Raw genomic sequence first — 18,517 nt, 5'->3', positions numbered from 1 at the left:
ACGATGGATCGCATATGCGGGAACCGCGTCTACAGCGGCATGCCGGCAAGGGAACTCGGCAACGAGGGCTGGCACAAGCCATGGAGCGGTGGCAATGGGGGAAGCTGCGTCGAGGCCATGAGACTGACGGACGGACGGGTGGCGCTGCGCCAGTCGACCGACCCGGACGGACCGGCCCTGATCTACACGCATCTGGAGATGAAACGCTTCATCCAGAGCGCGAAGGCCGGGGAGGCGGACTTTCTGTTCCTGTGACGTCCGGTGTGACGTCCGGGCCTGTGACGCTCATCGTGACCAGGGGGATCGAGGGGGAAACAGTGTGACCGACCGACCACGAAGCGACCGGCGGGGGCGGCGCCGGGGCGCGTTCCAGCACACCGCCCGCGAACACGTCGTACGCGCTACGACCCGTTCTGGAGACTGCCCAGTTCCGTAGGGATGAAACGGCGGCGGCGCACCGCGCCGTCGCCGTCCACCGAGATCACCGAGGCGCCGGTCCGGCATGGCGGACCGGCGCCTCGGTGCGGATGGCGGCTGTAGCCGAAGAGCGGGTCCAGCGCGGTCCACTCGGCCGCCTCGGCGTCGGTGTAGGTATGGCCCTCGGCCGCAGCTTTGCCCGAACTGGGCTGAGCCAGTACAACCAGCTTGGGTGCTATCTGGTCTCGGATGCGGACAGTGAGGGCTACCAGCCGAAACTGGCTGACGAGATGGAAGCGGTTCAGCTTCAGATGGGCGCTGAACTCCTCGGTCACGCCCGCCTGATGCTCGGCGACCGGAAGACGGGCGCCCGAGAGCCCAGGTGACTTGCGGACAAGGAGACTTGACGGAATGTGCCGCCCTGGGGGCGACGGGTTCGACGGAGAGGTGGCAGACGTGGGTGACGCGGCGGGGCGGGCGTGTCAGCGCCGCACCTCAGCGTCGTGACCATCGACCGGCCCCCGGAAGGTGGACGCCGACACCTACGCCCCGGGCGCTAGACCTGATCCCGCGCTCGGCCCCGGGCCGCGAGCGAGGGCCGGTTCCCGGATCCCTGCTCGGTTCCCACGCCGGCCAGGATCTTCGCCGTGCCTTCGGGTGCCTCCACCTGGAAGTGGTGGGTGCCCAGGTCGACGAGCACGATGTCGAAGCGGTCCCCGTAGCGGTCGATCGCTTCACGCGTCACCAGGTCACGTATCGCGAACACGGTGATCGGCTGCTTGGTCTCGCGCAGCGCCGCGTCCATGTCCCAACGCACCAGACCCTCGATGGAACGCAGACCCGCGGGCTGCCGCACCGCGACCATCTTCTCGAAGTACGCATCCTTGAGAGCCGTGCTGGTCCCGGCCGGCGAACCTCCCTCGACGAGGCCCCGCACCGCTCCGGCGAAGTCCTCGCGGAACATGCGCAGCGTCGCGTCGGTCTGTTCGTCGCTCAGCGCCGGGAACAGGGACAGATAGTGCAGCGCGTCGAGTGCGACCACATGAGAGACCGTGGCAGGGAGCAGCCGGCCGACTTCGACGGCGACCGCCCCGCCGAGGGAGTGCCCGGCCACGACACATGTGTCCACCGACTCGGCTTCCAGCACTGCTGCCACGTCGCGGGCGAACTCCTCCATGGTCCAGACGTCCCGCGTCGACCGCGACTCGCCATGCTCGGCGAGGTCGATCGCGAGAACGCGGTAGTCCTCGGGCAGATGGTCGGTCACCGCGTCGAAGTCGCCGCGGTCGCATGCCCAGCCGTGGATGAGAGCCAGAGTCGGCCCTCCGGCGGGACCGCCGGCCGTGTACCGGATCGTCGTGTGGTCCGATCGCCGCACCTCGAGGTTCTTCCTGGGCCTGCTTGTCGTCGTCACGGTGTCTCCTTGTTCCGCATTGTGTAATGCCGTATCGGGCAGTGGATGAAAACGGCGGTCGAGGGATCCTCTGCCGTTGGCCGGCCCCTCATCCGCACGGGGCCATGACGTCACGGCGCCGCGCCCGTACCCGGTTCAGGCGCAGGACGAGGACGGAGAAGGCGATCATCGCGATCGCCAGCGCGTAGCTCTCGGCGGCGGTCCTCAGTCCCAGGGTGGTGACGGCGATTCCCCCGAGTACGGCGGGCACGCTGTTTCCCAGATAGGCGATGACGTTCGCCAGCGCGAAGACCGCGCTGCGCTCGTGCGGCTCGGCGACCCGGGCGAAGGTGCCGAACGTCGCCAGCACCGACGCACCGAGGGCGAGGCCCGCGACGACGGTGCCGACGGCGGCAAGCCAGGTGAGGTCCTCCGCTATTCCGGCGAGTGATATCAGGGTGCCGAGCCCGAGCAGTGCGGACGAGGGCGTCAGCAGCGAGGACGCGGACCGGGAGCGGAGCAGGAAGACCGCGAGCGCGCCGGTGCCGGTCAGGAGCGTCACGACGACGCCGCCGACCAGATGACTGTGCAGCCCCAGCAACTTGGCCGCGACGGACGGGCCGAGCGAGAGGTACATCCCGGCCAGGGCCCAGCCCGCGATCATCGCCGGCACCACCGGGAGGATGTCCGCGCGCAGATGTGCGGGCATGGCGACCCGCGGACGCAGGGATGCGACGGCTCCCGGCCGACGGGGAGACGTCTCCGGCAGGACGGCGACGGCCACCGCCGCCAGCACCATTCCGCCGAACAGCAGCGCGTAGACCAGCCGGGTCGGGGCGGGGCCGAACTCCACCAGCACACCGGAGCCGAGAGCGCCGAGGGCGAGCCCGGTCAGGGGGGACACCGAGGTGACGGCGCCCGCGCGGCCACGGGCGTGCGGCGGTTCGAGGTCGACGAGGGTGGCGCTCAGGGTGGTCGTCGCCGCCCCGGTGGCGATGCCCTGCAGCACCCGGGCGGCGGCCAGGACGACCACGTTCCCGGCGGTGAGGAACAGCGTGAGCGCGACCATCTCCAGGCCGATCGCCGCGGCGAGCACCGGCCGGCGGCCGAGATGGTCCGACAGCGCTCCGACCACGAGCAGCGAGCCCAGCAGGCCGACCACATAGAGGGCGAAGACGAGGGTCAGCACCCACGCCGTGAACCGCCATTGCTGCTGGTAGATCACATAGAGCGGGGAGGGTGCGCTGGAGGCGGCCAGGAAGAGGACAAAGGTGGCGGCCACGGAGCGGAATGCACCCTTCCGTGGCACGTGGTGCGGATCGGCGACGGGCGGTGCGGCGGTGGCGGCGGATTCAATGGGCATATACGGCCTCGCAGTGATCAGTGCGTTAGTGGCCCCAAGGTACCACTAACGCACTGATCGCTGCGCTAAAAAAGCAGCGATCAGTGCGATACTGGCGACATGCCCGCTACGACTTCCTCCGTGCCCCGCACAGGCAGCCGGCCCGGCGGCCGCTCCGCCCGCATCCGCGCGGCCGTCCACCGGGCCGTCAAGGAACTGCTCACCGACGAGGCCGACGAACTGCTGACGATCCCGGTCGTGGCCGCCCGGGCGGGCGTGCACGCCACCACGGTCTACCGCCGCTGGGGCTCCGTCGGCGACCTGCTCGCCGACGTCGCGACCAGCCGCTTCTCCGACGGCAACGTGGTGCCGGACACCGGAAGTCTCCGCGGTGACCTGGAACGCTATGCGTCCGACCTCGCCAAGGACCTCAACGACCCGGACACCCTCCCTCTGGTGCGCGCCACCATCGGCACGGCCGGGGAGCAAGGCGCCAGTGCGTGCACCGGAGAGCGTCAGCAGCAGCTCCAGGCCATGCTCGACCGGGAACGTGCCCGGGGCAATTGGGCCCCGACCGTCGAACGCGCCACCGAGGCTCTGCTCGCCCCCCTCTACTACCGGGCCGTCTTCACCGACCAGGCCCCCACCGCCGAATGGGCGCGCACCCTGGTGTCACACCTGCTGCCGGACTGACGGAACCGGCACCACCGGCCCCGGCGCCTTTCTTCCGGCATCCCGTGATGTCCGCTCTTCCGGTCATCCCGTGATGTCCGCCCTTTTGCTCATCCCCGCACAAAGGTTTGGTCTATACCTTGACTGGTATAGACCAAACCGCTTGAGTGTTCCTCGAAGTTGCAGGGCCCCCCACACGAAGGAGATCGGCCCCATGCGGAAGAGACGTGTTCTGGCGCCGCTCGCGGCGACCGCGGCGGTGTGCGCGAGTGTGCTTGTCATGCCCATGGCCTCGACGGCCTCGGCGGCGGGAACGACCGCCCAGGCGGCCTGCGACTACCCGAACTGGGTGGCCGGCAAGCCGTACGTCACCGGTGACATCGTCCGGTACACCGACGGCAAGTACTACCGCGCGGAGCACGACAACCCGGGCTATGACCCGGTGATCAGCACCTGGTACTGGGAGCCCTACGACTGCGGCGGCGAGGGCCAGAACCCGAGCGGCTTCGTGGTGAGCGAGGCGCAGTTCAACCAGATGTTCCCGAACCGGAACTCGTTCTACACCTACCAGGGCCTGACCGCCGCCCTGAGCGCCTACCCCGGCTTCGCCAACACCGGCAGCGACACCGTCAAGAAGCAGGAGGCGGCCGCCTTCCTGGCGAACGTCAACCACGAAACCGGCGGCCTGGTCCACATCGTGGAGCAGAACACCTCCAACTACCCGCACTACTGCGACTGGAACCAGCCCTACGGCTGCCCCGCGGGCCAGGCGGCGTACTACGGCCGCGGCCCGATCCAGCTCAGCTGGAACTTCAACTACAAGGCCGCGGGCGACGCGCTCGGCATCGATCTGCTCGGCAACCCCTGGCTGGTGGAGCGGGACGCCGCGGTGTCCTGGAAGACCGCCCTGTGGTTCTGGAACACCCAGCGCGGGGCCGGTTCGATGACCCCGCACGACGCCATGGTCAATCAGCGCGGCTTCGGCGAGACCATCCGCGCGATCAACGGCAGCCTGGAGTGCAACGGCGGCAACCCCGGCCAGGTGCAGAGCCGAATAGACGCCTACCAGCGGTTCGTCCAGATACTCGGCACCACCCCCGGCTCCAACCTGAGCTGCTGACCGGCCGCCGCTGACCGGCCGCCGCTGTTCGGTCGCCGCTGACCGGCGCCGAGCGGGCGTCCGGCCGGAAGCGAGGAAATTGAGGTGCGCCGCTCCGCCGCCACGCGCCAGCCTGGAGCACATGGCGTGGACGGTGACGTACGACCTCGAGGAGTTCCGGGTCGCGGCGGGTGGCTTCCTGCGCACCCACCCGGCCCGGAACACCACTTTGCTCACGGTGGTCTCCTCCCTGACGGTGGCGGGCAGCGGCAGATACGGCGACGAGCCGCCGGTCTACGGCTGGTGGACCGGAGAGGGCGGGGCGGTGGAGGGCGCGTTCCTGTGCACGCCGCCCTACCCCCCGCTGCTCTCCGCCCTCTCCGGCGAGGCGTCCCGGGCCCTCGCCCGTATCCTCGCCCGGGACGGCGAGCTGAAGGTCACCGGAGTGAACGCGGGGCGCGAGACCGCCGAGACCTTCGCCACCGCCTGGGAGGACCTCACCGGTGCGGTGGCCACCGTCGAGCAGACCCACCGGCTCTATCGTCTCGATGCCCTCACCCCGCCCGATCCGGCCCCACCGGGGCGGCCCCGGATCGCCACCACCGCCGACCGGGACCTGCTGATCACCTGGTACGAGGGGTTCGCCCGCGAGACCGGCGCGCTGAGGGACGATGTCGCGGCGCAGGTGGACGACAAGCTCGGCCATGACGGGATCACGGTGTGGGAGCTCGACGGCCGGCCGGTGGCCTGTGCCGGGATCAGCCGTACGATCGCCGGCATGGCCCGGGTCTCCCTGGTCTACACCCCGCCCGAGCTGCGCGGACGCGGCTACGCGGGCGCCGCCACGGCCGCCGTGAGCGGGGCCGCGCGGGCCGCCGGGGTGCAGGAGGTCCTGCTCTTCACCGATCTCGACAACCCCACCAGCAACGCCCTCTATCAGCGTCTCGGCTATCGCCCGCTGGAGGACCACCTGCTGCTGTCCTTCATCGCGGCCGAGCGCACCGTTCCGGAACAAGGTCACCCCTCGTAAGAGTTGTGTCATTGCAGCCCAACGGCACCGCTCGTTGGAGTGCTCCCGCCCTCTCACCCTGGAGGCCCCGTGACCGGCTTACATCCGACACGTTCCCGGCTCACCGCCGCCCTGCGCCCCGCCGCCTTCGGAGCGGATCCCGGTGGGGAGCGGATGGAGCGCATCCGGCGGTCGCCGAACTTCGTGAACGGTGTGTTCGTCAACCCGGTGGGGGCCCGTACCGCCCCGTCGGGCTCGATGCTGAAGCTCGCGTCCACCTACTTCCGCAAGGAGGAGCGCGTCCGCCGGGCCCCGGCCGGGACCGTGCCGGTGCACCCCACCACCGTCGCCGATCTGGCCACCCCTCCCGCCTCCGGGCTGCGGCTGACCTGGATGGGGCACTCCAGTGTGCTGGCGGAGATCGACGGGCGGCGGGTGCTGTTCGACCCCGTCTGGGGACAGCGCTGTTCGCCCTTCTCGATGGTGGGGCCCAAGCGGTTGCACCCGGTGCCGGTGCCGCTGCGGGAGCTGGGGCCGGTGGACGCGGTGGTCATCTCCCATGATCACTACGACCATCTGGACATGCCCACGGTCCGGGCGCTGGTGCGGAGCCACGCGATGTTCGTCGTCCCGCTCGGGGTGGGGGCCCATCTGGAGCGCTGGGGCGTCCCGGCCGAGCGGATGACCGAGCTGGACTGGCACGAGTCCACCGAGGTCGCCGGGCTCACGCTCACCGCCACCCCCGCCCGCCACTTCTGCGGTCGCGGGCTGCGCAACACCCAGCACACTCTGTGGGCCTCCTGGGTGGTGGCGGGTTCCGGGCGCCGGATCTACCACAGCGGGGACACCGGCTACTTCCCCGGTTTCGCGGAGATCGGCGCGGCGCACGGGCCGTTCGACGCGACCATGATCCAGATCGGTGCCTACTCCGATTACTGGCCGGACATCCACATGACCCCCGAGGAGGGCATGCGGGCCCATCTCGATCTCCAGGGCGGGGACCCGGTGCGGGGGATCATGCTGCCGATCCACTGGGGCACCTTCAACCTCGCCCCGCACCCGTGGGAGGAGCCCGCCGAGGGCACGGTGGCGGCGGCCGAGGAGGCCGGGGCGAATGTGGCCGTTCCGCGTCCTGGCCAGCCGTTCGAGCCGGAGCAGGGGCTGCCGCTGGAGCCGTGGTGGCGGGCGATCGCGGCCCGGCCGGTGACGGAGGTACCGGCCGCGGCCGAGGGTGCGGCCGAGCCGGCCGTTCCCGCCGGACCGTCCGGCGGCGGGGCTTCGGCCGGACCGTCCGGGGCCGGGGCTTCGGGGGCGACCGGAAAGCGTCCCGGAGCGACCGGCGGCGCGGACCCCGCGATGCCCATCCCCCAGTCGTAACAAGGGGGTTGGGGCCGCCTCCCGGGGCGGTACGACACGGGTTGCTTCTTTGTCGAATGGCGCTGAATGGCGTCCAAACCCTTGTGGTGGACACGACGCGCTCGCTTGAATGGTTAGGAAAGGTTCCTAACGGATCGCCTCAGGGGGCCGGGGCTGCCCCGGCGTGCCCTGGGGCGGCCGCGCGCACTTCCCCCACAGTCGACAAGGAACGGAGTCCCCATGTCCCCCATGTCCCCCATGCACAGGAGGATCGGCCTCGCGGCCGTGGCCGTCACGGTACCGGCCGCGCTCGTCTTCACCGGCGTCGGAGTCGGGCAGGCGTCCGACCACCTGCCGTCCTCGTCGGATGTGCGCCACACCCACTCGGCGCACAAGGCCGCGGCGGCGAGCGGCCTGGACGACCCGGCGAAGAAGGAGATCGCCATGAAGCTGGTCTCCAGCGCCGAGAACTCCTCGCTCGACTGGCGCGCCCAGTTCAAGTACATCGAGGACATAGGCGACGGCCGCGGCTACACCGCGGGCATCATCGGATTCTGCTCCGGCACCGGCGACATGCTGGAACTCGTCGAGTACTACACCCAGCAGAAGCCCGGCAACGTCCTGGCCAAGTACCTCCCCGCGCTGCGCGACGTCGACGGCACCGACTCCCACGACGGTCTCGACCCGAACTTCACCAAGGACTGGAAGAAGGCCGCCGCCGACAAGGCGTTCCAGGACGCCCAGGAGCACGAGCGCGACCGCGTCTACTTCAACCCGGCCGTCAAGCAGGGCAAGGACGACGGCGTGGGCGCGCTCGGCCAGTTCATCTACTACGACGCGATCGTGATGCACGGCCCCGGCAACAGCAAGTACAGCTTCGGCGGCATCCGTAAGACCGCCCTGTCCAAGGCCAAGTCCCCGGCGCAGGGCGGCAATGAGACCACCTACCTCAACGCCTTCCTCGACGCCCGTAAGGAGGCCATGAAGAGCGAGGAGGCGCACAGCGACACCAGCCGGGTCGACACCGAGCAGCGGAAGTTCCTCAACGAGAAGAACTTCGACCTGGCGCCCCCGTTGAAGTGGAAGGTCTACGGCGACCCGTACGAGATCAACTCCTGACCGCCGTGCCGTCCCCGCTTGCTAAGCGGGACACTGTCCCATATCGTCAATCGGGACAGTGTCCCGTTTATTCGGTGTGGGGATGGAGTAGGACTATGTCGACATATTTGCTGGTGCACGGTGCCTGGCACAGCGGGCAGTGCTGGGAGCGGGTGGTCCCGCTGCTGACGGCGGCCGGGCATCGGGTGCTGGCGCCGACGCTGACCGGCTACGGCGACACGGCGCATCTGGCGGGCCCGGAGGTGGGGCTGGATACGCATGTCGACGACATCGTCGGGCTGATCACCGAGGAAGACCTCACCGATGTCGTGCTCGTCGGGCACAGCTACGCCGGGCTGGTCATCTCGTCCGCCGCCAACCGGGTCCCGGAGCGGATCGCGCAGCTGGTCTATCTCGACGCCATGGTCCCGGAGGACGGCGAGAGCGCGGTCGATGTCATGCCCTTCACCCAGGCCATGATCGACCAGGCCCTGACGTCCGAGAGCGGCTGGCGGATACCACCCCTGGCCGGGATGGAGCCGTCCTCGGGTCTGTTCGGGGTGACCGAACCGGCGGATGTGGAGTGGCTGCGGTCGATGCTGTCGGATCAGCCGGTGCGCTGCCTCCAGCAGCCGGTCCGGCTGGACAACCCGGCCGTGAACGCGATCCCGCGGGCGCATATCCACTGCGTCGCCGATGTGCCGGAGGGCATCACCCGGCGGCCCGTCCCCGCCGTCCAGCCCAACGGCAGCCCGTCACAGGTGTGGGAATTGGCGACCGGTCACGACTGCATGATCACCATGCCGGGTGAACTCACCGAACTGCTGCTCAAGCTCGGCTGAGCCGGTCCCTTCTCGGCTTCTCAGCCCGACGCCGCCTCCACCAGGGCGCGCATGACGCGTACGTCGTCGCCCGCTTCCGGATGCCACTGGACGCCCAGTACGAACGCCTCCGCGTCCGGCAGCTCCACCGCCTCCACCGTTCCGTCGTCCGTGGCGTGGGCCGAGGGGGTCAGCCCCTTGCCCAGGTGGGCCACGGACTGGTGGTGGAAGGTGGGGACGGACACCGGTTCCGGGAGGATCCCGGCGAGGAGCGTCCCCGGGACCGGCTTCACCTCGTGGTGGTCGAAGACGCCGGGCCGACCCACGTGGCCGTCCAGGTGCTGGACGAGGGTGCCGCCCAGGGACACGTTCAGGAGCTGGTGGCCGCGGCAGATGCCCAGCAGGGGAGTGCCCGACGCCAGGGCCGCCTCGATCAGGGCCAGCTCCCAGGCGTCCCGCTCCCGCGCGGGCGGCCCGGTGCGCGGCTCCACCTCGGCCCCGTACCGGGCCGGTTCCACATCCGGGCCGCCGGAGATGACGAGCCCGTCGAGGCGGGAGACGACGGACGCGGCGGCGGCCGGGTCCTCGTCCGGCGGCAGCATCGCCGCCAGGCCGCCCGCGCGCTGGACGAGCAGGTGGTAGCCCGAGGGCAGCAGCGCGGCGGGAAGGTTCCACACGCCCCAGCTCGCCGAGGATTCGAGATAGGTGCTGACGCCGATCAGGGGCTTGGACACCGGGGACTCCGATCTTCGTGGATCTGCTCGGTCGGGGGACGGTTCTCGGCCGCGGGGACCGCTCTCCGCCGGGGGACGGTTCTCGGCCGCGGGACGGTTCTCCGCCGTGGGAATGGTCTCAGTCGCGGGACAGTTCCGCCTCTGCCTCGGCCAGCGCCGCGAACTCCTCCTCCGGCGCCGCCGCGACCAGGCGGTGGCGGCTGTAGAAGGCGAAGTAGGCCAGCGCCACCGCGTAGACACCGAGCGCGATGAAGGCCGCGTCCTTGTCCACCAGGAAGGTGGCCACCAGCGCCGAGCAGGCCAGGACGAAGGCGAGGGACGACGTCACCGTGCCGCCGGGGGTGCGGTAAGGACGCTCCAGGCCCGGTTCGCGGCGGCGCAGGACGATGTGGGAGAGCGACATCAGGGCGTACGAGATGGTGGCGCCGAAGACCGCGGTATTGAGCATCCGGGCGCCGTCGCCGGTCCACGCCGCGAGGGCGAAGCCTATGGCGCCCGGGACCAGCAGGCCCAGGAAGGGGGCCTTGCGGCGGCTGGTCAGCGAGAGGAAGCGGGGCAGATAGCCGGCCCGGGAGAGCGCGAACAGCTGGCGCGAACCGGCGAAGATCAGCGAGAAGAAGGAGGCCACGAGCCCGGCGAGGCCCGCGTAGTTGACGATCCGGGACAACACGGTGGCCTTGCCGTCCGGCTGGAGCGCCTCGACCAGCGGATTGCCCGCGTCCTGTACGGCGTTCGGGCCGCGCGCCCCCGTCGCCGCGAGGAAGGTGAGCAGGGCGAGGAGCAGCAGGATGCCCATGGACCAGGCCATGGCCTTCGGCAGCGTACGGGCCGGGTCCCGGGTCTCCTCGGCCGCCAGCGGCACCCCCTCGACCCCCAGGAAGAACCACATGCCGAAGGGGAACGCCGACCAGATGCCGAGCAGCCCGAACGGCAGCCAGGAACTCGAGCCGAAGGAGGAGTGGTCCGCCGGGATGTTGTTGAGCGAGCCCGCGTCGAAGTCGGTGAGGGCGCCGAAGGCGAAGACCAGCAGCGCGGCGACGGCGATGGCGGTCACGACCAGGCTGAACCGCAGGGCCTCGCCCACGCCCCACAGATGGATGCCGATGAAGATGACGAAACACGCCAGATAGACCGGCCAGCCGGACTCCAGGCCGAAGAGCCCGAGCGACTCGACGTAGTCGCCGATGAAGATGGAGATGGCGGCGGGCGCCAGGACGTACTCGATGAGGATCGCCGTCCCCGTGAGGAAGCCGCCCCAGGGGCCGAGGGCGCGCCGGGCGAAGCCGTAGCCGCCGCCCGCGGTGGGGAGGATCGCGGCCAGCTCCGCCAGGGCGAACACCATGCAGGCGTACATCAGGCCCATCAGCAGGGCGGCGATGGCGAGACCGCCGAAGCCGCCCTCCGCCAGGCCGAAGTTCCAGCCCGAGAAGTCGCCGGAGACGACATAGGCGACGCCGAGGCCGGTCAGCAGCAGCGGGCCCGCGCTGCCGCGCCGCAGGGTGCGGCGCTCCAGATACGCGTCCTCGGGGGATGGCGCCGCGCCGCCGCCCGGCGGGGCGCCGCCGGAGGCGCCGGCGGATTCGGTGCGGGCGGATTCGGTACGGTCGGCCATGGGGGACACTCCTGCTCCACACGAGGGGGCGATGGCAAAGGTGTGGGGCCATACCTTTGCCTCCCGGTCGGCGATGCGCAAGACCTCTGCGTAAAACCGTGGTTAAGGACCCCGGGGGATTACCTGGTCAGACCAGGAAGCCGCGCAGCAGCGCCGCCGTGCCCTCGCAGTGCTCCCGCATCACCTCGCGCGCCCCGTCCGCGTCCCCGTCCAGCACCGCCTCGACCAGCGCCCCGTGCTGGGCCTGGGAGTGCTCGAGGTTCTTCACCAGCAGCGGAATGCAGTCCAGCAGGTCGTTGACGGTCGCGCGGACGGCCGCGTACTGGGCGGCGAGCGACGGTGAGCCCGCCAGCTCCGCGAGCGTGAGGTGGAGCATCGTGTCCAGGCGGCGGTAGTCGGCCAGCGGGGCGTCCCGCGTCGCGTCCAGGGCCGCCCGCAGCCGCCGCGCCTGCCCCGCCGCCAGCCCGTGCGCGGCGCACAGCCCCGCCGCGCCCACCTCCAGGACCTCGCGGAACCGCAGGGTGTCCTCGACGTCGACCGCCTCGACCCGGCGCCGCAGCTCGTCCTCGCCGCCGCCCTCGGCGGGTTCGGGCCTGGCCCGGACGAAGGTGCCGCCGTAGCGGCCGCGGCGGCTCTCCACCAGCCCCTGGTCCTGGAGCACTTTCAGCACCTCGCGCAGGGTCACCCGGCTGATCCGCAGCCGGTCGGCGAGCTCCCGCTCGGCCGGGAGCCGGCCGCCGTCGGGGACCAGCCCCAGCCGCAGCACCTGGAGTATCTGCTCCAGCGCCTCCTCGAAGCCGTTCCCCGCGCGCACCGGGCGCAGCACCGGCGCCAGCCGGTCGTCCGCCGCGCTCCCGCGCCCACTCCCGCTCTCGCTCATCGAACCGTCCGCACCTACTTCCCAATCAATGGTCTGCGGTATTACCTTAAGGCCACCCCACGCCCCCCAACCCCGCTCCGCACCCTCCCTCCCCCCGAATTCTCCGACGCAGGAGGCCCCACCGTGGCAGACCGCACGCCCCCGCTCTCGGTCGACGAGCTGACCAGACTGGTCGCCGCCGGGGAGATCGACACCGTCGTCCTGGCCTTCACCGATATGCAGGGAAGGCTCCAGGGCAAGCGGTTCGCCGCCCGCTTCTTCCTCGACGACGTCCTGGCACACGGCACCGAGGGCTGCAACTACCTCCTCGCCGTCGACACCGAGATGAACACCGTCGACGGCTACGCCATGTCCTCCTGGGAGCGCGGCTACGGCGACTTCGCCATGCACGGCGACACCGCCACCCTGCGCCGCACCCCCTGGAACCCCGGCACCGCCCTCCTCACCGCCGATCTCGCCTGGCACGACGGCAGTCCGGTGGTCGCCTCCCCGCGCCAGATCCTGCGCCGCCAGCTCGACCGGCTCGCCGAGCGCGGCTGGACCGCGTACACCGGCACCGAGCTGGAGTTCATGGTCTTCAGGGACAGCTACGAGCAGGCGTGGAACACCGGCTACCGCGGGCTGACCCCCGCCAACCAGTACAACGTCGACTACTCCGTCCTCGGCACCGGCCGGGTCGAGCCCCTGCTGCGCCGCATCCGCAACGAGATGGGCGCCGCCGGGATGACCGTCGAGTCGGCCAAGGGGGAGTGCAACCTCGGCCAGCACGAGATCGCCTTCCGCTACGACGACGCCCTGACCACCTGCGACCAGCACGCCGTCTACAAGACCGGCGCCAAGGAGATCGCCGCCCAGGAGGGCATGGCGCTCACCTTCATGGCCAAGTACGACGAGCGCGAGGGCAACTCCTGCCATATCCACCTCTCGCTGCGCGACGAGGCCGGGCACCCCGTGCTCGCCGACGACGACGGCGAGTACGGCATGTCGAAGACCATGCGCCACTTCCTCGCCGGACAGATCGCGGCGATGCGCGACTTCACCCTGCTCTACGCCCCGAACATCAACTCCTACAAGCGGTTCCGCCCCGGCTCCTTCGCGCCCACCGCCGTCGCCTGGGGCCCGGACAACCGCACCTGCGCGCTGCGCGTCATCGGCCACGGCCCCTCCCACCGGCTGGAGAACCGGCTCCCCGGCGGCGACGTCAACCCGTACCTGGCCGTGGCCGGGATGGTGGCCGCCGGGCTGTACGGCGTGGAGCGGGAGCTGGAGCTCCCCGAGGTCTGTACCGGCAACGCCTACACCGGTGACGCCGAGCACGTCCCGACCTCGCTGCGCGACGCCGCCGAGCTGTGGCGGAACAGCCCCATAGCGCGGGCCGCCTTCGGCGACGAGGTGGTCGAGCACTACCTCAACATGGCGCGCGTCGAGCAGGACGCCTATGACACCGCCGTCACGGACTGGGAGCGCTTCCGGTCCTTCGAGCGCATGTGAGGAACCAGCGAGTGAGCACCGGACACCCCCACGAACACCACATCCTCAACCCGGCCACCGAGGAGGTCATCGCCACCGTCCCGGCCGCCACCCCGGACGAGGTGGCCGCCGCCGTGGCCCGCGCCACCGAGGCGCAGCGCGGCTGGGCCGCGCTCGCGCCCGCCGACCGCGCCCGGCTGCTGCGCCGCTTCGCCGCCGCCGTGGACGGGCACCTCGAGGAGCTGGCCGCCCTCGAGGTCCGCGAGGCGGGCCATCCGATCGGCAACGCCCGCTGGGAGGCGGGCAATGTGCGCGATCTGCTGGACTACGCGGCCGGGGGAGCGGAGCGGCTGAGCGGCGCCCAGATCCCGGTGGCCGGCGGTCTGAACGTCACCTTCCATGAGCCGCTGGGCGTGGTCGCGGTCATCGCGCCGTGGAACTTCCCCATGCCGATCGCCGCCTGGGGCACCGCGCCCGCCCTGGCCGCCGGGAACGCGGTGGTCCTCAAACCGGCCGAGACCACCCCGCTCACCGCGCTCCGGCTGGCCGAGCTCGCCCTGGAGGCGGGCCTGCCCGAGGGGCTCTTCCAGGTGCTGCCCGGGGCCGGACCGGTCGCGGGCGCCGCGCTGGTCGAGCACCCCGGTGTCGCCAAGGTCGTCTTCACCGGCTCCACCGCGGTCGGCAAGGAGATCATGGCCAAATGCGCCGCGGGCGTGAAGCGGGTGACCCTCGAACTCGGCGGCAAGAGCCCGAACATCGTCTTCGCCGACGCCGACCTCGAGCGCGCCGCGGCCGCCGCGCCCGGCTCCTTCCTGGACAACACCGGACAGGACTGCTGCGCCCGCAGCCGCATCCTGGTCCAGGCATCCGTCTACGACCGGTTCATGGAGCTGCTGGCGCCCGCCGTGACCTCCTTCGCGGTCGGCGACCCGGCCGACCCCGCCACCGCCATGGGCCCGCTGATCTCGGCCGCCCAGCGGGAGCGCGTACGGTCCTACGTACCCGAGGACGCGCCCGCCGCGATCCGCGGCGAGGCCCCGAAGGGCAAGGGGTTCTGGTACCCGGCCACCGTGCTGGAGGCCACCGGACCCGGGGACCGCACCGCCGTGGAGGAGATCTTCGGCCCCGTCGCCGTCGTCCTCCCCTTCGAGGACGAGGCCGACGCGGTACGGCTGGCCAACGCCACCGACTACGGCCTGTCCGGCTCGATCTGGACGCGGGACGTGGGCCGCGCGGTCCGGGTCTCGCGCGCCGTCGCCGCCGGGAACCTGTCCGTCAACTCGCACAGCAGCGTGCGGTACGCCACCCCCTTCGGCGGCTACAAGCAGTCCGGCCTGGGCCGGGAGCTGGGCCCCGACGCCCTTGCCGCCTTCACCGAGACCAAGAACGTCTTCATCAGCACCGAGGAGCAGTGACGTGACCGAGACCCCCGTGTGCCGCCGTCTGGTGGGCCGTACCGCCGTCATCACCGGAGCGGGCAGCGGCATCGGCCTGGCCACCGCGCGCCGCCTGGCCTCCGAGGGCGCGCAGGTCGTCTGCGCCGATATCGACGAGAGCGCGGGCAAGGCCGCCGCCGACGAGGTCGGCGGGCTGTTCGTGCGGGTGGACGTGACCGACCCCGAGCAGGTCGAGGCGGTCTTCAAGACCGCCTTCGACACCTACGGTTCGGTGGACATCGCCTTCAACAACGCCGGGATCTCCCCGCCCGACGACGACTCGATCCTCACCACCGGGCTCGACGCCTGGAAGCGGGTCCAGGAGGTCAACCTCACCTCCGTCTATCTGTGCTGCAAGGCCGCGCTGCCGTACATGCGGCGGCAGGGCCGGGGCTCCATCATCAACACCGCCTCGTTCGTGGCCGTGATGGGCGCCGCCACCTCCCAGATCAGCTACACCGCCTCCAAGGGCGGGGTGCTGGCCATGTCCCGCGAACTGGGCGTGCAGTTCGCCCGCGAGGGCATCCGGGTCAACGCGCTGTGCCCGGGGCCGGTCAACACCCCGCTGCTGAAGGAGCTGTTCGCCAAGGACCCGGAGCGGGCCCAGCGCCGGCTGGTGCACGTGCCGGTGGGCCGGTTCGCCGAGCCGGAGGAGATCGCCTCCGCCGTGGCCTTCCTGGCCAGCGACGACGCGTCCTTCGTCAACGCCGCCGAGTTCCTCGTGGACGGCGGGATCGCCGGGGCATATGTCACGCCGTTGTAGTCCGGTGCGCAGTCCTGCCATCCGCGGTGTACGGACCTCACCCCTGGCCATAGGCTGACCGTGTGACCATGAACACGCCCCCCGGCTGGTACCCCGATCCCGGCTACGCAGGTAACGGCCCCGCCATGGAACGGTGGTGGGACGGCTCGGCCTGGACCGAGTACACCCGTGATGCCTCGGGCGCCGCGGACCCGGCCTTCGGCCCGCCGCCGCCCCCCTACCTGCCGGGGCGGCAGGGGGGACACGGCCACAGCCGGGGGCGGGGCCCGAGAATCGCGGCGCTCTCCGTCGCCGTGGGCGTCGTCGTCGCCGCGATCGTCGGTGGCATCGTGCTGCTGGGCAGCGGCGGCGACGGCGGTGGGAACGCCCAGACCGGGCCCGCCCCCAGCACCTCCGCGCCGGACGACGGCGGCGACCCGGCCCCGGACCTCCCCACCCCGGACAACCCCTCGGAGGGGCCCACCGAGAGCCCCAGCGCACCGCCCAGCCACGACCCGGACACCGCCCCGGACCAGGGCAACGGCATCAGCCTGCCGGTGCTCTCCGGCTGGCAGGCCGGGCGCAGCAGCTCCGGCGGCGCGGGCGTCACCACCTCCCGCTACCCCTGCCCGGGCGACCCGTCCACCGACTGTGTGCGCGGCGGCGCCTTCTCCCGGACCGCCGAGGGCTACAAGGCCACCTCCGCCAAGGGCATAGCCGAGGAGGACATCGCGCAGAACGCCGAGGAGTCCTACGGCACGGACCAGGACACCGACCGCAAGGCGTACGGCGGGATCACCTCCCACAAGCAGCTGAAGGCGTCGGCGGTCGAGGTCGCGGGCGAGAAGGGCTATCTGGTCCGCTGGAAGGTGGTGACGAAGAAGGGCGACGACGGCATCGTGCAGTCGGTGGCGTTCCCCTCGCCCACCATGCCGGACACGATGGTCGTGGTGCGCTTCGGGTTCGACGAGAGCGACAAGGCGCCGCCGCTCAGCGACATGGACAAGATCGTCAAGGGTATCGAGGCGCTGGCGGGCGACGGCCGGTCGATCTAGGCTGGCACATTCCGGTCGTTGCTCGAGAGGTATCGGTCACAGGAACGTCCTGCCCTCGCCCCGGTACGTCGGCACCTCGGCCACCACCCGGTCCCCCTCGATCAGCCGCAGCGTGTCGAACCGCTCGCACAGCTCACCGGCCTTGGCGTGCCGGAACCACACCTTGTCGCCGATCAGCAGATCGTCGGCGGCCGTGCCCAGCAGCGGGGTCTGCACCTCGCCCGGCCCCTCCATCGAGTCGTACACCAGCCCCTCCGGCAGATACGGCACCGGCAGCCGGTCCGGGCCCGCCGCGCCCGACGCCGGATAGCCGCCGCCGAGCACCGTCACCACGCCCACCCCGGGGCGGCGCACCACCGGCTGGGCGAACAGGGCCGCCGGGCGGCCGCGGAAGGAGGTGTAGTGGTCGAACAGCCGCGGCTGGTAGAGCCCGGACCCGGCGGCGATCTCGGTCACCGCGTCCTCCGCGGCGGTGTGCTGCACACTGCCCGTACCGCCGCCGTTGACGAACTCCAGGTCCGCCACCGCCCGCACCGCTCGTACGGCCGCGGCCCGGCGCGCCGCGAGCTCCCGGCGCGCCACGGACTGCATCAGCCGGATGGCGCGCGAGCGCAGCGGGCTCCCGGGCACCGCGTCGCCCACGCCCGCCACATGTCCCTCGTACGCCATCAGCCCGACCAGCCGGAAGCCGGGGCGGTCGGCGATCGCCCGCGCCAGCGCGGCCAGTTGCTCCGGTGCGCGCAGCGGTGAGCGCAGCGCCCCGACCCGCACCCGCCCGCCGAGCATCCGCAGCGAGGTGTCCAATTCCAGGCAGACCCGGACCTCTTCGGTCCCGGCGCGAACGCTGTCGATCAGATCGAGCTGGGAGACGTCGTCCACCATGACGGTCACGGCCTCGGCCAGCTTGGGGTCGCCGGTCAGGGTGGCGAAGCCGTTCCGGTCGGCGGAGGGGTAGGCGAGCAGCACGTCGTCGAACCCCTCGCGCGCCAGCCACAGCGACTCCGGGAGCGTGAAGCTCATGATCCCCGCGAAGCCGTCGCGCGCCAGCACCCGCTCCAACAGCGCGCGGCAGCGCACCGATTTGCTGGCGACACGGATCGGTTTGCCTCCCGCCCGGCGGACCAGATCCCGTGCGTTGTCGTCGAAGGCTCCCAGGTCGACAATCGCCACGGGCGCTTCGAGATGGGCGGTGGCCCGGTCGTACCGGGCCCGGTCAGCGGCGGCAGCGGACATGGACGCAGCTTGCCAGACCGCTATTACCACTGGGTAGAGGGCGGCCGGTGCGCAGCGCCCCCGGCTGGCCGTAGAGTGTCGCGCACGCCACGACCGGCAGGTCAGCGGCGGGTTGTCCGTATACGGGCCCGCCTGTCCGAAAGGCGGT

At 71.3% G+C, this 18,517-nt stretch carries 17 protein-coding genes and 1 pseudogene; 11 read left to right on the top strand and 7 right to left on the bottom strand.

Annotated features, from left to right (window positions below; all coding sequences use genetic code 11):
* Positions 1–3 precede the first annotated feature (3 nt).
* Positions 4–255, top strand: a complete 252-nt coding sequence (locus KHP12_RS13790; protein ID WP_037961646.1) for a DUF397 domain-containing protein — start codon at positions 4–6, stop codon at positions 253–255.
* Here KHP12_RS13790 and KHP12_RS53350 read toward each other — a convergent pair.
* The 3 genes and pseudogenes from KHP12_RS53350 to KHP12_RS13775 all read right to left on the bottom strand — a co-directional run.
* A pseudogene (locus tag KHP12_RS53350) lies at positions 209–608 on the bottom strand (STM4011 family radical SAM protein); the annotation flags it as partial. The gene KHP12_RS13790 and the pseudogene KHP12_RS53350 overlap by 47 nt on opposite strands.
* A gap of 365 nt (positions 609–973) precedes the next feature.
* Complete coding sequence (locus KHP12_RS13780; protein WP_086881591.1) at positions 974–1,831, bottom strand: alpha/beta fold hydrolase; 858 nt, start codon at positions 1,829–1,831, stop codon at positions 974–976.
* Between the two features lie 88 nt (positions 1,832–1,919).
* Positions 1,920–3,092, bottom strand: a complete 1,173-nt coding sequence (locus KHP12_RS13775) for an MFS transporter (RefSeq protein ID WP_244202758.1) — start codon at positions 3,090–3,092, stop codon at positions 1,920–1,922.
* Positions 3,093–3,272: 180 nt separating this feature from the next.
* On the opposite strand from KHP12_RS13775, the gene KHP12_RS13770 reads away from it, so the two are divergent.
* The 6 genes from KHP12_RS13770 to KHP12_RS13745 all read left to right on the top strand — a co-directional run bounded on the left by KHP12_RS13770 (position 3,273) and on the right by KHP12_RS13745 (position 9,228).
* On the top strand, positions 3,273–3,845 hold the full coding sequence (locus tag KHP12_RS13770; RefSeq protein ID WP_086881593.1) for a TetR-like C-terminal domain-containing protein: 573 nt from the start codon (positions 3,273–3,275) through the stop codon (positions 3,843–3,845).
* A 193-nt stretch (positions 3,846–4,038) separates the two neighbouring features.
* On the top strand, positions 4,039–4,944 hold the full coding sequence (locus KHP12_RS13765; protein WP_086881594.1) for a glycoside hydrolase family 19 protein: 906 nt from the start codon (positions 4,039–4,041) through the stop codon (positions 4,942–4,944).
* 121 nt (positions 4,945–5,065) lie between these two features.
* The gene (locus tag KHP12_RS13760; protein WP_086881595.1) at positions 5,066–5,953 is read left to right on the top strand and encodes a GNAT family N-acetyltransferase; all 888 of its coding nucleotides are present in this window, start codon (positions 5,066–5,068) and stop codon (positions 5,951–5,953) included.
* Positions 5,954–6,022: 69 nt separating this feature from the next.
* Positions 6,023–7,309 carry an MBL fold metallo-hydrolase gene (locus KHP12_RS13755; protein ID WP_208652978.1) on the top strand — a complete coding sequence of 429 codons (1,287 nt, stop codon included), beginning with the start codon at positions 6,023–6,025 and terminating at the stop codon, positions 7,307–7,309.
* A gap of 228 nt (positions 7,310–7,537) precedes the next feature.
* The gene (locus KHP12_RS13750) at positions 7,538–8,407 is read left to right on the top strand and encodes a chitosanase (RefSeq protein ID WP_086881600.1); all 870 of its coding nucleotides are present in this window, start codon (positions 7,538–7,540) and stop codon (positions 8,405–8,407) included.
* A gap of 95 nt (positions 8,408–8,502) precedes the next feature.
* Positions 8,503–9,228 (top strand): alpha/beta fold hydrolase, encoded by a 726-nt coding sequence (locus tag KHP12_RS13745; protein ID WP_086881596.1) that lies wholly within the window; start codon positions 8,503–8,505, stop codon positions 9,226–9,228.
* Between the two features lie 20 nt (positions 9,229–9,248).
* On the opposite strand, the gene KHP12_RS13740 is transcribed toward KHP12_RS13745, so the two are convergent.
* The 3 genes from KHP12_RS13740 to KHP12_RS13730 form a co-directional block, all read right to left on the bottom strand.
* Positions 9,249–9,941 (bottom strand): gamma-glutamyl-gamma-aminobutyrate hydrolase family protein, encoded by a 693-nt coding sequence (locus tag KHP12_RS13740; RefSeq protein WP_211832999.1) that lies wholly within the window; start codon positions 9,939–9,941, stop codon positions 9,249–9,251.
* A 118-nt stretch (positions 9,942–10,059) separates the two neighbouring features.
* Entirely contained in the window at positions 10,060–11,553 is a 1,494-nt protein-coding gene (eat, locus tag KHP12_RS13735; protein ID WP_086881598.1) for an ethanolamine permease, read from the bottom strand.
* Positions 11,554–11,680: 127 nt separating this feature from the next.
* Positions 11,681–12,433, bottom strand: coding sequence for a FadR/GntR family transcriptional regulator (locus tag KHP12_RS13730; protein WP_037961614.1), 753 nt, complete (start codon positions 12,431–12,433; stop codon positions 11,681–11,683).
* A gap of 123 nt (positions 12,434–12,556) precedes the next feature.
* Here KHP12_RS13730 and KHP12_RS13725 point away from each other — a divergent pair, with 123 nt between their 5' ends.
* The 4 genes from KHP12_RS13725 to KHP12_RS13710 all read left to right on the top strand — a co-directional run bounded on the left by KHP12_RS13725 (position 12,557) and on the right by KHP12_RS13710 (position 17,136).
* A complete protein-coding gene (locus KHP12_RS13725; protein ID WP_037961611.1) occupies positions 12,557–13,924 on the top strand; it encodes a glutamine synthetase family protein in 1,368 nt (455 codons plus the stop codon).
* 11 nt (positions 13,925–13,935) lie between these two features.
* Positions 13,936–15,318 (top strand): aldehyde dehydrogenase family protein, encoded by a 1,383-nt coding sequence (locus KHP12_RS13720; RefSeq protein ID WP_086880328.1) that lies wholly within the window; start codon positions 13,936–13,938, stop codon positions 15,316–15,318.
* A 1-nt stretch (position 15,319) separates the two neighbouring features.
* The gene (locus KHP12_RS13715; protein WP_037961605.1) at positions 15,320–16,102 is read left to right on the top strand and encodes a 3-oxoacyl-ACP reductase; all 783 of its coding nucleotides are present in this window, start codon (positions 15,320–15,322) and stop codon (positions 16,100–16,102) included.
* Positions 16,103–16,170: 68 nt separating this feature from the next.
* Entirely contained in the window at positions 16,171–17,136 is a 966-nt protein-coding gene (locus tag KHP12_RS13710; RefSeq protein ID WP_210610165.1) for a DUF2510 domain-containing protein, read from the top strand.
* Between the two features lie 36 nt (positions 17,137–17,172).
* On the opposite strand, the gene KHP12_RS13705 is transcribed toward KHP12_RS13710, so the two are convergent.
* Positions 17,173–18,369, bottom strand: a complete 1,197-nt coding sequence (locus tag KHP12_RS13705; RefSeq protein ID WP_210610167.1) for an amino acid deaminase/aldolase — start codon at positions 18,367–18,369, stop codon at positions 17,173–17,175.
* Between the last annotated feature and the right edge of the window lie 148 nt (positions 18,370–18,517).

Source organism: Streptomyces asiaticus, from assembly GCF_018138715.1.
Classification (GTDB): Bacteria; Actinomycetota; Actinomycetes; order Streptomycetales; family Streptomycetaceae; genus Streptomyces; species Streptomyces asiaticus.
This window is presented reverse-complemented; position numbering and strand designations above follow the sequence as displayed.